This is a genomic window from Mycobacterium shunyiense, from assembly GCF_058270075.1.
The window spans coordinates 818406-831944 of the sequence record NZ_JBZDPU010000015.1; the positions used below are offsets into that span (position 1 = coordinate 818406).

12 protein-coding genes are annotated in these 13539 nt (G+C 66.3%); 4 read left to right on the top strand and 8 right to left on the bottom strand.

Annotated elements, in window-relative coordinates; translation table 11 throughout:
- Positions 1-66 precede the first annotated feature (66 nt).
- Both AC4ELH_RS18210 and AC4ELH_RS18215 read right to left on the bottom strand, forming a co-directional pair.
- Complete coding sequence (locus AC4ELH_RS18210) at positions 67-1581, bottom strand: sensor histidine kinase (protein ID WP_064886799.1); 1515 nt, start codon at positions 1579-1581, stop codon at positions 67-69.
- Between the two features lie 7 nt (positions 1582-1588).
- A complete protein-coding gene (locus AC4ELH_RS18215) occupies positions 1589-2362 on the bottom strand; it encodes a response regulator transcription factor (protein ID WP_003883610.1) in 774 nt (257 codons plus the stop codon).
- A 476-nt stretch (positions 2363-2838) separates the two neighbouring features.
- On the opposite strand from AC4ELH_RS18215, the gene AC4ELH_RS18220 reads away from it, so the two are divergent.
- Both AC4ELH_RS18220 and AC4ELH_RS18225 read left to right on the top strand, forming a co-directional pair.
- Positions 2839-5004, top strand: coding sequence for a SulP family inorganic anion transporter (locus AC4ELH_RS18220; RefSeq protein WP_064886843.1), 2166 nt, complete (start codon positions 2839-2841; stop codon positions 5002-5004).
- A gap of 101 nt (positions 5005-5105) precedes the next feature.
- Positions 5106-5909, top strand: a complete 804-nt coding sequence (locus tag AC4ELH_RS18225) for a HEAT repeat domain-containing protein (protein ID WP_448443673.1) — start codon at positions 5106-5108, stop codon at positions 5907-5909.
- Positions 5910-5933: 24 nt separating this feature from the next.
- Here the strand turns inward: AC4ELH_RS18225 and htpX are convergent, their stop codons facing one another.
- Both htpX and grcC1 read right to left on the bottom strand, forming a co-directional pair.
- Entirely contained in the window at positions 5934-6818 is an 885-nt protein-coding gene (gene htpX / locus AC4ELH_RS18230) for a zinc metalloprotease HtpX (RefSeq protein WP_064886798.1), read from the bottom strand.
- Positions 6819-6892: 74 nt separating this feature from the next.
- Positions 6893-7900: a nonaprenyl/(2E,6E)-farnesyl/geranylgeranyl diphosphat synthase gene (gene grcC1, locus AC4ELH_RS18235; protein ID WP_082941874.1), complete on the bottom strand. Its 1008-nt coding sequence runs from the start codon at positions 7898-7900 to the stop codon at positions 6893-6895.
- A 21-nt stretch (positions 7901-7921) separates the two neighbouring features.
- Here grcC1 and menJ point away from each other — a divergent pair, with 21 nt between their 5' ends.
- Positions 7922-9178 carry a menaquinone reductase MenJ gene (menJ, locus tag AC4ELH_RS18240; protein ID WP_448443676.1) on the top strand — a complete coding sequence of 419 codons (1257 nt, stop codon included), beginning with the start codon at positions 7922-7924 and terminating at the stop codon, positions 9176-9178.
- A gap of 6 nt (positions 9179-9184) precedes the next feature.
- On the opposite strand, the gene AC4ELH_RS18245 is transcribed toward menJ, so the two are convergent.
- Positions 9185-9667, bottom strand: coding sequence for a TspO/MBR family protein (locus tag AC4ELH_RS18245; RefSeq protein ID WP_498885823.1), 483 nt, complete (start codon positions 9665-9667; stop codon positions 9185-9187).
- Positions 9668-10033: 366 nt separating this feature from the next.
- Here AC4ELH_RS18245 and AC4ELH_RS18250 point away from each other — a divergent pair, with 366 nt between their 5' ends.
- Entirely contained in the window at positions 10034-10360 is a 327-nt protein-coding gene (locus tag AC4ELH_RS18250) for a hypothetical protein (protein WP_064886795.1), read from the top strand.
- Between the two features lie 19 nt (positions 10361-10379).
- Here AC4ELH_RS18250 and ppnP read toward each other — a convergent pair whose 3' ends face one another.
- The 3 genes from ppnP to AC4ELH_RS18265 form a co-directional block, all read right to left on the bottom strand.
- A complete protein-coding gene (ppnP, locus tag AC4ELH_RS18255) occupies positions 10380-10661 on the bottom strand; it encodes a pyrimidine/purine nucleoside phosphorylase (protein WP_055110342.1) in 282 nt (93 codons plus the stop codon).
- 61 nt (positions 10662-10722) lie between these two features.
- Positions 10723-11667, bottom strand: coding sequence for a CobW family GTP-binding protein (locus AC4ELH_RS18260; RefSeq protein WP_498885825.1), 945 nt, complete (start codon positions 11665-11667; stop codon positions 10723-10725).
- Between the two features lie 43 nt (positions 11668-11710).
- Positions 11711-13495, bottom strand: a complete 1785-nt coding sequence (locus AC4ELH_RS18265; protein ID WP_498885827.1) for a hydroxysqualene dehydroxylase — start codon at positions 13493-13495, stop codon at positions 11711-11713.
- Between the last annotated feature and the right edge of the window lie 44 nt (positions 13496-13539).

The window sequence follows — 13539 nt, forward strand, 5'->3', positions numbered from 1 at the left end:
CAGGGTCCATCAACTCATATTGAACACATACGAATTACCGCATACAGCTCGGCCGTCAAAGAATATTCAGGCCCGATTCATATTTTTCGCATGGGCGGCGACCGTCTCCGGGGCGACGTCGGTAGCGAGGGGGATCCGCACAGTAAACACCGTGCGACCAGGCTTTGAGGCGACCGCGACGGTCCCCTGGTGCGCCTCGACGATCGAGGCCACGATAGCCAGCCCCAACCCGGTGCTACCCAATTCCCGCGACCGCGATTTATCCGCCCTGACAAACCGGCCAAATAGATTCGGCAACAATTCGGCATCAATTCCGGGGCCGTCATCGGTGACCGTCAATTCTGCGAATTCTCCGGCCTCGGTCAACGCAATGGCGACCGTCACACCAGGCGGCGTGTGTATCCGGGCATTCGTCAACAGATTGCTGATCACCTGGTGCAGCCGGGCGAGGTCCCCGCGCACCCAGAGCGGATCGTCGGGCAGCTCGGCCACCCAGTGATGCTCGGGTGCGCCCACCGCCACGTCGTTGATCGCGTCCACCACCAGATCGCTCAGGTCGATGTCGTCGGTCTCCAATTCCTGTCCTTCACTCAACCGCGACAACAGCAGCAGGTCGCTGACCAGCCCGGTCATCCGTCGCGCCTCGGCCTCGATGCGGGCCAGGGCGTATTCGGTGGTCGGCGGTAGGTTCGCGCTGTCCTGCCGGGTGAGCTCGGCATAGCCCTGGATCGCCGCGAGTGGCGTGCGCAGCTCGTGGCTGGCATCGGTGAGGAACTGCCGGGTGCGCCGGTCGGACTCGGCCAGCGCGGCCAGCGCGCTGTCGACATTGGCCAGCAGCTGGTTGAGCGTGTCCCCCACCAGGCCGACCTCGGTGTCCGGATCGGTGTCCTTGTCCCGCACCCGTGTCGTGATGCGGTGATCGCCACCGTCCAACGGCAGTTTCGCCACCTTGGCCGCAGTGGCAGCCACCCGGCTCAACGGCCGCAGTGCATAGCGCACCACCGCGACCGTGCCCAACGCGGTGACGATCAGGGCGATGACGATCATCACCCCGACGGTCACCGTCTTGCGGGCGATCACCATGTTGGCGCTGTCCAGCGACACCCCGGAGACCAGCATGTCGCCGTTCCCTGCAGGCTGACTGGCCAATCGGTAGGAGCCCAACACCGGAAGCTTCACCGTGCGCGGCTGCTCGTCGGTCCAGTCGTACTGGTCGAGTGCGGCGGTCACCGCTGCCGGCGCGGGGTGCGGCTCACCGTCGGAGAACACCGCCGACTGGATCACCTCGCCGTCGTGCAGCACCGCGATCAGGTTGCCCGGAGCCTGTCCGACGAACGCAGTGAGCGCCTCGGTGTCTGACGCGAGCTCGTGATCGGTACGGCTCTCCCGCCATTTCTCAAGGGAATGGCTGAACGCTGCCAACGACCGCGACACCTCGGTGTCGCTCATCGTCGTCACATAGGTGTGCAAGCTGTACACGGACAACGCGCCGACGGCGAACAGCACCACGGTGACGAGCGCACTGACGCCCAGTACCAATTGCCGGCGCAGTGAGCGCGGCCCCCAACGCCTGGGCGGCATCAGTGGGTCACGAGGCCGGGCGCAGCATGTAGCCGACGCCACGCACGGTGTGGATCATCGGTTCGCGGTCGGTATCGACCTTTTTGCGCAGGTAGGAGATGTAGAGGTCGACGATGCTGGACTTTCCGCCGAACCCGTAGTTCCACACCCGGTCGAGGATCTCGGCACGGCTCAGCGCACGGCGCGGATTCCGCATCAGGTAGCGCAGCAGCTCGAACTCCGTCACGGTGAGGTTGATCGGCTCACCGCCCCGGGTGACCTCTCGGCTGGCCCCGTCGAGCACCATGTCACCGACCTTGAGGGTCTCGTCGGCAGGCGGTGTGGTGTGGCTGGAGCGGCGCAGCAACCCGCGCAGCCGGGCGACCAGCTCCTCGAGGCTGAACGGTTTGGTCATGTAGTCGTCGGCGCCCGCGGTGAGGCCGGATACCCGGTCAAGCACCGAATCCCTGGCGGTCAGGAACAGCGTGGGCGTGTAGCCGTCGGCCTCACGGACCCGCTGCAGAATCTGCAACCCGTCGATATCGGGCAACATGATGTCGAGGACCACGACGTCAGGTTCGATCTCGTCGAACTTGGCTACGGCATCATGGCCGTTGTGGGCCACGTCGACCTCCCAGCCCTCGTAGTGCAGGGCCATCTTGACCAGGTTGGTCAGCGCCGGCTCATCGTCGACCAGCAGTACGCGAATCGCAGATCCGTCGGCGCGATGGATCTTCGGCAACTGTCCGAGGATGGCCTGGCGCGGTTGCTGGGCACGGGGGGAAACGGACATCGTCGTCATGTTTCCATTGTGCGGAGTACACAGACCGTTGTCACGGAGTTCATATGGAGTTCTAAGGGAATGCCGTTCACCCACCGACCCCTATGACTCACATCACCTTCATATGAAATCGTGATCCAGCCGAGATTCGGTGCAATACATATCTTTTCGAAACAATTTGGTGAACAATCGGTGCCGCACCCCCTCATGCGACAAACGGTTTTCCCTGCACACCAGTCATATTCACCGAATGACACACCAATGAAACATTTGGGTTCTCTATGCATGGCACAAACTGCCTTGCGCCTGCTTACAGCGATAAATACTCTCGCCCATAGCAATTGGGTGTTGCCGAGCTACATCTGAACTCCGCCGGCTTGTGTCGCGCTGTGCTCCAACACCTTTCGAAGTTGTTCACCGACAACGGCGTCAATAACTTTGCGCGGACCTGCAACGCGGCGGGTCCGCGCATGACCATCTCCACACGGAGGAGTGCAATGCAGCAAACGACTGATTTCGCAGAACGGGCCCGGGCCGTTCTGCGATACGACCTACCCGCCTCGCTGGTGGTGTTCCTGGTCGCCCTGCCGTTGTCCCTGGGCATCGCTGTGGCCTCCGGCGCCCCGGTACTCGCCGGGATCATCGCCGCGATCGTCGGCGGCATCCTCGCCGGCGCCCTCGGCGGGTCCCCGCTGCAGGTCAGCGGCCCCGCGGCCGGCCTCACCGTGGTGGTCGCCGGGCTCATCTCGCAGTTCGGCTGGGCCGTCACCTGCGCCATCACCCTGTGCGCCGGCGTGCTCCAGATCCTCTTCGGACTGAGCCGGGTGGCACGCGCCGCACTGGCCATCTCCCCCGTCGTGGTGCACGCGATGCTGGCCGGCATCGGCATCACCATCGCCCTGCAGCAGATCCACGTGCTGCTCGGCGGCAGCTCCAACAGCTCCGCCTGGGCCAATGTCACCGAACTGCCAGGTCAGCTGATGAACGCCCACGGCCACGGCGTCATCCTGGGCGCACTGGTGATCGCGATTCTGGTGGGGTGGCGCTGGGTGCCTGCCCCGATCAAGAAGGTTCCCGGTCCGCTGGTGGCCATCGTCGGCGTCACCGCACTGTCGTTGCTGCCGACGTTCGGTGACGTCACCCGCATCCAGATCAACGGCTCCCTGCTGGACGCGCTGGCCCTGCCCAGCCTGCCCGACGGCAACTGGGGCGCGTTCGCCGCAGGCGTCCTCACCATCGCGTTGATCGCCAGCGTCGAGAGTCTGCTGTCGGCCGTGTCGGTCGATCGCATGCACACCGGACCGCGCACCAACTTCGACCGCGAGATGATCGGCCAAGGCACGGCCAACATGGTCTCGGGCGCCATCGGCGGCCTGCCCGTCACCGGCGTGATCGTGCGCAGCTCGACCAACGTCGCCGCCGGCGCCCGCACCCGCGCCTCGGCCATCCTGCACGGCGTCTGGATCCTGATCTTCGCGGTGCCGTTCGCCGGTTTGGCCCAGATGATCCCGACCGCCGCACTCGCCGGCCTCCTGATCGTCATCGGCTGCCAGCTGGTCAAGCGTGCTCACATCGAAACTGCCAGGCGCACAGGTGATCTCGCGGTGTACGCCGTCACGGCAGCGGGTGTGGTGTTCCTCAACCTGCTCGAAGGTGTGCTGATCGGTCTGGCGCTGGCGGTCGCACTGACCGTGTGGCGGGTGGTGCGCACCAACATCGTGTCCGAATCCACCGGCGAGAACACCTGGCGCGTCGCCATCGAAGGCTCCTGCACGTTCCTGTCCCTTCCGACGCTCACCAGCGCCCTGGGCAAGGTGCCGACAGGCTCGTCGGTGACTGTCGAGCTGTCGGTCGACTTCATCGACCACGCCGCTCACGAGACGATCGAAGAGTGGCAGCGCCAGCACGTGGCCACCGGCGGCACGGTCGACATCCACGATGTCGGCGCCGTCGAGATGGCCAGCGCGGTGGCCGGGCCGCCGATGCGCGGCTTCACGCCGTTCGACAAGCGTTCCGGCGTGGTGCCGTGGAGCTCGTGGCAGCGCGAGGAGGTGTCCTCAGTCCTGCACGGCCTGGCCGCCTACCACCGTCGCACCGCCCCGGTGCTGCGCCCGCACATGCAGGAGCTGGTGCACGCCCAGCGGCCCGAGACGCTGTTCCTCACCTGCGCCGATTCGCGGGTGGTGCCCAACGTCATCACCAGCAGCGGGCCGGGTGATCTGTTCACCGTGCGCAACGTCGGCAACATGATCCCGGCCGGCCAAGCCGACGCGTCGATCGAGGCGGCCATCGCCTTCGCCGTCGACAAGCTCGAGGTCAGCTCGATCGTGGTGTGCGGACACTCCAGCTGCGGTGCCATGACCGCGATGCTCGGCAAGACCGACGCGGGCGACAAGCATCTGGAATCGTGGCTGGCCCATGGCAATCCGTCGATCGAGGCGTTCGACGACGGCCGCCACCCGGTGGCGCAGTCAGCGGCAGAGGCAGGCTTCGGCATGGTCGATCAGCTGTCGATGGTCAACATCGCCGTGCAGGTGCAGACGCTGCAAGCTCACCCGCTGGCCCGTCGCGTCAACGTCATCGGCCTGTTCTACGACATCGCCAGCGCCGGCGTGTTGCGGGTGACGCCCACCCACATCGAGACCCTCGCCGACGCCGCATAAGGGGCGTTCTCTCCGGCTTGCGCAACGAGCGTGCGCGTCTGCTGTTCGACCAGCAGTTCGCGCACGCTCGTTGCGTTTGCGGACTTGGCTATCGTGACTTCATGGGGGCGGATCGGCAGGCCATCATCGCGCAGCTGCGCGACGCCATCGGCGCGGTCGAGTCCAAGAGTGACGGTCGACCACCGACGCTGCCACCGCGGCCCCAGCCGACACCGCCACGCGCGACCCCCGCCGTCCTCAAGGGGTGGGATGTTCCAGACGGGGACGACTGGCGAGACCACCTGCCTGCCCGATACGTCGACGGGCAGCACGGATTTGACCACAGGCTGATGGAAGACCTGGCCGCAGTCGGCGTCCGCTGCTACACAATCGGGCACTTCAAGGCGACCACCGCGCCGTCCGCCATTCCGGTCTTCGTTGACTGGCTCACCCATCTGGAAGCCCGGATCCCGGGTGAGGAAACCCATCACCGCAACATCATCCGGATCGGGCTGATCTGGAACCTGCACGACCGCGCCGCCCAGGGCAAGCAGCACATCGTCGACTTGATGCTGACCCAGATCCGCCACCAACCTCCGCTTACCCGCGGGGCACAGGATGCTGCGCTGTCGACGTTGTCATTCGTCGCCACGGCAAGGCATTTCGCCCAGATCGTCGAACTGCTGGCCGAACCCATCGACATGGCCGGCCGGAGCTGGCTGGTGAGCTATCTGGGAAAGGTGAAAACCGATGAGGCTCGCGCTCTGGCGGTCGGTTATCTGGACAGCCCGTACACGGCATTCGCCCTCAAAGCCCTGATCCAGATGAAAGCCGCCGGGGTCCGAGACCTCGTCGCACCGTATGTCGGCTCCGAGCATGCAGAGGTCCGCAAGTACGCACGGCGCGCGATGGAGCGACTCGCCTAGCTTCAGGCGCTCAACGGCGAAGGACTAGAAGCGGCCGGGAGTTGACCCGCCATAGCCGGCCATGTCCTCCAGGCGACGGATGCGGTCGTCGATCGGCGGGTGGGTCGAGAACAGCTTGCCGATACGCTCGCCGGCCCGGAACGGGCTGGCGATCATCAGATGCGCCTGATCGGCCAGCTGGGGCTGCGGAGGCAGTGGTGCCGCTTCGACGCCACCGGAGATCTTGCGCAGCGCCGACGCCAATGCCAGTGGATCACCGGTCAATTCAGCACCGGACTGGTCGGCCTGGTACTCGCGCTGGCGGGATACCGCCATCCGCACCACGGTGGCCGCGATCGGGCCCAGCAGTGAAACCAGCAGCATCGCCAGCGGATTCGTACCCTCACGGTTGCCGCCGAACATCCCCGCGAACATGGCCATATTGGCCAGGGCGGTGATCACCGACGCCATCGCGCCTGCCACGCACGAGATCAGGATGTCGCGGTTGTAGACGTGAGAGAGCTCATGGCCGAGAACCGCGCGCAGCTCACGCTCGTTGAGGAGCTGCAGAATGCCGGTGGTACAGCACACCGCGGCGTTGCGCGGGTTGCGGCCGGTGGCGAATGCGTTGGGGTTGGCGGTGTCGGAGATGTACAGGCGCGGCATCGGCTGATGCGCCGTGGTGGCCAACTCCCGGACGATCCGGTAGATCTCGGGCGCCTGCACCTCGGTGATCGGCTGCGCGTGCATCGCGCGCAGCGCCATCTTGTCGCTGTTGAAGTACACGTAGACGTTCATGCCGACGGCGAACAGCACCGCCAGGTACATCACGTTGCGGCCGAACAACGAACCGACGAACACGATCAGCGCCGAAAAACCGACCAGCAACAGGAATGTCTTGATTCGGTTTGCGTGCGGGTTCCACGTCATCGCAGTTTCCTCCTAGGCAACTACTCGGCAACCATCGCTGATTAAACGCTCAGTTACCGTCCGTGGTTCCGGAATCAGCCGTGACGGTTGACCGTGTAGTCCACGAGGGTGGCCAATGCGTCACGCCCGGGCCCGGCCGGAAGGCTGGCCAGCTCGTCACGGGCCTGCGCCGCGTACTCGGCCACCGTCTCCTTCGCGCGCGCCATCCCGGTCGACCGGCGCAGCAGGGTCAGCGCCTCGGCCACGTCCTCTTCCCGCTCGACGGGTGTGGCCAGCAACTCGCGCAGCCGGTCGGAATCCGGACCCGACTCACGCAGCGCGTACAGCACCGGCAGGGTGTGCACCCCTTCGCGCAGGTCAGTGCCCGGAACCTTGCCCGATTCATCCGGATCGCTGTCGATGTCGATGATGTCGTCGGAGATCTGGAACGCGGTGCCCACGATCCCGCCCAGCCGGTGCAGCCGCTCGACCTGCTCGGCATCGGCGCCCGAGAACGTCGCGCCGAACCGCCCCGAGGCGGCGATCAGGCAGGCGGTCTTCTCGTAGACCACCTTGAGGTAATGGTCGACGGAGTCGGCATGCTCGGCCGCACCGCGGGTCTCACGCATCTGGCCCGTCACCAACTGGGCGAATGTGTCAGCAATCACACGCACCGCGTCCGGTCCCAGCCGGGAAACCAGCCGCGAGGCCGTGGCGAACAGATAGTCACCCGCCAGGATCGCGATGTTGTTGCCCCACCGGGCATTGGCACTCGGTGCCCCGCGCCGCATCTGGGCCTCGTCCATGACGTCGTCGTGATACAGCGTCGCCAGGTGCACCAGCTCGATCACCGCACCGGCGATTGCGACGTCCGGATCGTCGGGCCGGGGGCCCAGCGACGCCGAGAGCACGGTGAACAGCGGACGGAACCGCTTGCCGCCGGCCTGGAACAGATGCTGGACCGCCTCTGCCATGAGCTCGTCGGCTTTGCCCAGCTCGTCAGACATCAGTTGTTCGATCCTGGCGACGCTGTCCCGGACGTCGGCGGCGAACGCCGCGTCCCCGAAATCAACGCCTGCCACCACAGTCGCTGGTGTCCTCATTCGTCCAACATACTGGGGGACATGGATGCACCGGCGGGCAGGAGCGCAGCGACCCGGGGATTTACACAGGCAGACGTGGTCGTCGTCGGCGCGGGACCGGCCGGGTCGGCGGCCGCCGCGTGGGCGGCTCGAGCCGGTCGTGACGTGCTGGTCATCGACGCGGCGCAGTTCCCGCGGGACAAGTCCTGCGGCGACGGGCTGACGCCGCGAGCGGTTGCCGAACTGGAACGGCTCGGCATGGGGCCGTGGCTCGACACCCGGATCCGGCACCACGGCCTGCGGATGTCGGGATTCGGCGCCGACGTCGAAGTGCGGTGGCCCGGGCCGTCGTTCCCGTCCACCGGAAGCGCGGTCCCGCGCACCGAACTCGACGACCGGATCCGATCGGTCGCCGCCGACGACGGCGCCAAGATGCGTCTGGGCGCCAAAGTCGTTGGTGTGAGCCATGACTCACGTGGGCACGTCGAATCCGTCCAGCTCGACAACGGAGCCACGATCGGCTGCAATCATCTGATCGTGGCCGACGGCGCGCGTTCCACTCTGGGCCGCGTGCTGGGCCGCACCTGGCACAAGGAAACCGTGTACGGCACGGCTATCCGCGGCTACATCGCCACGCCGCGCGCCGACGAGCCGTGGATCACCTCGCATCTGGAGCTGCGCTCCCCTGAAGGCCAGGTGCTCCCGGGTTACGGCTGGATCTTCCCGCTGGGCAACGGTGAGGTGAACATCGGTGTGGGAGCCCTGGCGACCGCCAAGCGTCCCGCCCACGCGGCCCTGCGGCCGCTGCTGTCGTATTACACCGAGTTGCGCCGCAAGGAATGGGGATTCTCCGGGGAGCCGCGGGCCGCGCTGTCGGCGCTCCTGCCGATGGGCGGCGCGGTGTCCGGGGTGGCCGGGCCCAATTGGATGCTCGTCGGCGACGCGGCAGCGTGCATCAACCCGCTCAACGGCGAGGGCATCGACTACGGGCTGGAAACCGGCCGGTTGGCGGCCGAACTGCTGGGCTCCGGCGACTATTCACATGCCTGGCCCGCACTGTTGCAGGACCACTACGCCCAAGGCTTCTCAATCGCCCGACGGCTGGCCCTGCTGCTCACGTTGCCCCGGTTCCTGCCAGCGTCCGGACCGCTCGCGGTGCGCTCGTCGTTCCTGATGAACATCGCCGTTCGGGTGATGGGCAACCTGGTCACCGAAGAGGACGACGACTGGGTCGCGCGGGTGTGGCGGGGTGCGGGCCTGGCGTCGCGGCGCCTGGATCAGCGCAAGCCGTTCAGCTGATCGCGCTCACTTGCGGCTGAGCATCCAGATCCTCGTGGACAACGCGGTGGCGAAGGCACACCACAGCGGATAGGGCGTGAGGATGGCGCCGGGCGCACCCTGGGCCTGCACCGCACGACGGGTCAGATCGGCGCTGCTGGCGGTCAGTGCCGCGGCGGTGACGGCCGCGGCGCCGAGCTTGCGCTGGGAGAAGAACACCCACGACCATGCGGCATTGACGGCGAGATTCCCGGCCAGCGCCACCGTGTAGTCGCGAGCCTCGTCCTGGCGGCCCTCGGTGCGCAACCGGTCGATCGTGCGGGCCGACACCACCGCGATACCCGTGTACAGGATCGGCCAGACGATCGGAAAGGCTTGCCGCGGAGGTTGAAAGGACGGCTTGCGCAGCTGCTCGTACCAAACCGACTGGGCGGGCCGGCTGGCCAGGCCGCCGACGAGCGCAGTGGTCAATGCCGCGGTGGCCGTCTTGGCCAGAGTGATCGGTCGCATGGGCGAGTACATACCCGGATTGCCCGCCGTCAAAAAGTTTGACGAAGTTGCTTGGGACGTGTGGGCCGGAGAAGCAACCACAGCCGGGCCTCCCCCCACACATGGTGCCCGCCAAGATCGTCAAAACGTTTGACGAAGTTGCTTGGGACGCGTCGGCCGCAGAGGCAACCACAGCCGGGCCTCCCCCCACACATGGTGCCCGCCAAGATCGTCAAAAAGTTTGACGAAGTTGCTTGGGACGCGTCGGCCGCAGAGGCAACCACAGCCGGACCTCCCCCTCCACACATAGTGCCCGCCAAGATCGTCAAAAAACTTGACGTTCGCACGGGCGGGAAAGATGTCCCCACTGCTCGGCATACTCCGGCCATGGGAGACACGAGCGAGCCGTGGTGGGCGAACGATCCTGAGCTGAAGGAGTACTTCCGACGCTCGCAGGAGCAGCTTGAGCGGGAGATGGCCGCACACAAACCCGTTGCACCCGACAACCCAGCCGAAGCTGTCTGGGACCTGTCTATCGGGACACGCGTGCACGCACTGGGACTTGCCCGCGACGATCTCGCCCGGGCCCAGGCTCGCTATGAACGGGCGATCCTTGCCGGCCGCCGGGCCGGATTGTCGTGGGCACAGATCGGCAGGGTCCTCGGCGTATCAAAGCAGAGGCTGCACAGCAGATTCCGCGGCCGCACCGGATGAGCGGCCGAGTGAACCAGCGTCAGCGGTACTCACACAGGTAGGCGGTCTCCGCCTCGACGCGGACCTGGAACTTGCTGTCGGCGGGCACGGTGAATTGTGTTCCGGCCGCGAAGGTTTCCCACTGCTCGCTGCCGGGCAACTTGACGGTCAGCGCGCCAGAGACCACCTTCATGATCTCGAGCTGGGAAGTACCGAACTCGTACTCGCCGACGGCCATGACGCCCACGGTCGCGTTTCCCTCCGGCGTGGTGAAGGCGATCGATGCGACGTCGCCGCCGAAGTACTCGTTGACCTTGAACAATGCGGCTCCTTGAATTCGGGTGAGCGGCCAGGATAACCGGACGGACAACCGTCGCCGCCGGCTACACCACGTACTTGAGCACCCCGAGCATCGCGTTCTCGTCGGCCGGCTCGCTGGTGCACCGCTCGAGGCCGGCCCGCAGCGCCGACGGGTCCATCCCGGTGCCGATCAGCACCAACTCGGTGCCGCTCGCCCGCCGCTTCTCGAAACGCAGCGAGCTGCCGACCAGCTGCAGCAGGAAGCGCTGGGCGCCGAAGTCGACGAAGCCCTTGACGCGGTAGAGACCAGCGGGGCGGTCCCGCAGAAACTCCATGAACAGGCGTGGGTTGACCGCGGCATCGGTGCGGAAATCGACGCTCTGATACTCGGCATGGTCGTGATCGTGCTCGTCGTGCAACAGCTCGTCGAAGGACAGCTGGGCCTGCGGCGTCCGCTCCGGCGGGTCGATCAGCAGCTCGGGGTCGATGCGGGCGAAGTCGGTGGGCAGCACCGGAACCCGGGGACTGAACTGGCGGATCTGTGCGAGCAGGCCGTCGACGTCGGTGCATGAGGACGCCTTGTTGAGCACCACCAGATCGGCGACCGGCAGCCCGTGACTCAGGTCGGGTTGCAGGCCGTCGAGGACCAGAACCAGGCCGGCGTAATGGAAGCGGGGATCGTCGACGGTGACGATGGTGCGGGCCAGTGAAGCCGGTTCGGCAACGCCGCTGGCCTCCACGACGATGAGATCCAGCCGCGGTTTGACCGCCGCGAGCTTGCCCAGCATCTCGCCGACTTCCTCGCCGTCGACCGCACAGCAGATACAACCGTTGGACAGCGACGCCATCGCATCGACCTGCCCCGCCACCAGCATGGCGTCGATGTTGACCGCGCCGAAGTCGTTGACCAGCGCACCGATCCGGACGCCGCGGCTGTTGCGCAGCAGATGGTTGAGCAGCGTGGTCTTGCCCGAGCCGAGATGCCCGGCGACCGCCAGCACGGGTACCGATCCGGTGGACGACGTCACCGAGCCATCGTAGGTTTATTGAGAATTGTTTTCAGTAAGGGGGTCAGGTCGGCCAGCGGGTGTCGGCGATGTCGAACGCGTGGGGCAGCCTGGCCCGGTACCGCGCCTTGTCCGCGGCCTTGAACGGCGCCCACCACGGTGCCTGGAACAACCCGAGAACGTTGGCCTTCGGACCCGCGTAACCCGAGGCGAGCAGCACGCCGTTGGCGGCATAGCGGCCGCCTTCGTTGGCCCCCTCCATCGTGGTGACGTTCTGGTCGGTCTTGATCCACTCACCGGCCAGGAACAGGTTGTCGATCCCGGTGACGGCCTCCGGCCGGCGCGCCCACGACCCGGGGTCCTGGATGAACAGCGGTTCGTCGTTGCGCACATTGGGCGTGCCCGAGTCGATGATCGACGGGTCGAGAAACCATGAATGCACCATCTGATCCGTCACCACGATGCTGGTGTCGTTGAGATGGGCCTTGATCTGCGCCCAGGCCTCAGCGGCGATCTGCGGCGGCGTGCACTGCCTGGCGCTGAGCCCGTTGAAGTTTCCCTGCGTGCTCCAGTCCGAGATGATGGCCGACAGACAGTCTTTGACTGTGCCGTCCCCATAGGTCGTCAGTGGCCGCTTCCAGAACTGGGCCTCACTGATCGAGGTGAGCCCCCACCCGGAGTCGACGTAGTTGACATGCCCCTTGGTGACGTCGACGCGCTCGCGCAGGAAGAACATCAGACCGTTCATCCACTCGGTGCGCAACGCCGCCACCGAGGCCAGCTTGGGATCGGCGGCGATCACGTCGGGAGTCAGCACCGCCGCGAGTTTTTCGCACGGCACGGCGGAGATGTACCAGTCGGCGACCACCGGTTGGGCCACCCCGTTGCCGTCCACGACCGTGGCCGATGCGATGTGCCTGCCGTTGGGAGTCAGCCGCGCCAGCGCCTGCCCGAGCCGGAACGTCACCCCGAGCGACTGCAGATGGGCCACCCAGGGATCGATCCACTGGGTGCTGGTGGGGCCGTTGAGCACCCGGTCGAATCCCTTGTTGTCGATGTCGTTGCCCAGCAGCAGGATCGACCACACCGAGGCCTCGCCGACCAGCCCGATCGAATGGGCACTGGCGTCCTTGGACTTGGACGCGGCCAGGTTCCGGATGATGCCGTCGGCCAGGTAGCGGTTGTACTCCTTGCTCTTGTGGTCCGCCCCGATGAATTTCTCCCAGGTCATGTTGTCCCACTGGCCGAGCTTGCGCTCGTCGCAGCTGGTGACGTAGACCGCGAGTTTCTGCGCGGCGTACACCGCCTCCAACGGCGGCAGCCGGAACAACGTCTGGAACACCGCGGCCACCGACTCGGTGAAGGCCTTGGGGGTGATGGGATTGGGCAGGGTCGGGATCGGAAACGGCAGTGGGATCGTCAGATCCGCCCGCCCCAACCCCGAGTGCAGATACGACGTGGCCCGGGTCAGGTTCTGCCAGACACCGAAAGTGTTGCCGGCAAAAGGAATGCGCCGCATCGTGTCGGTGACATTGCGGTAGAAGCCGGGAAAGAACCGGAAGCCGTGCTCAGCCGGCAGCGGGCTGCCCGACGGGGACGGCGCCGGAATCGACCGAGCCTTGCCACCCAACGCTTTTCGCTCGAACACCGTGACCCGGTACCCGCGCTCCGCCAATTCGTGCGCGGCGGTCAGGCCTGCCACCCCGGCACCGAAGATCGCGACCGTGGAACCCGGTGCGGCGCGCGCGGTTGCCGGCCTGCTCAGCGCCGCCGCGGCCACGCCGGCCGTGGCCGTTCCGGCCAGAAATGACCTCCGCGATATGTGACGTTCCCCAACCCCACCCGACATACCGACACCGCCTCAGTTCGGCAACCCCTGTGGGCGCTAAGTTA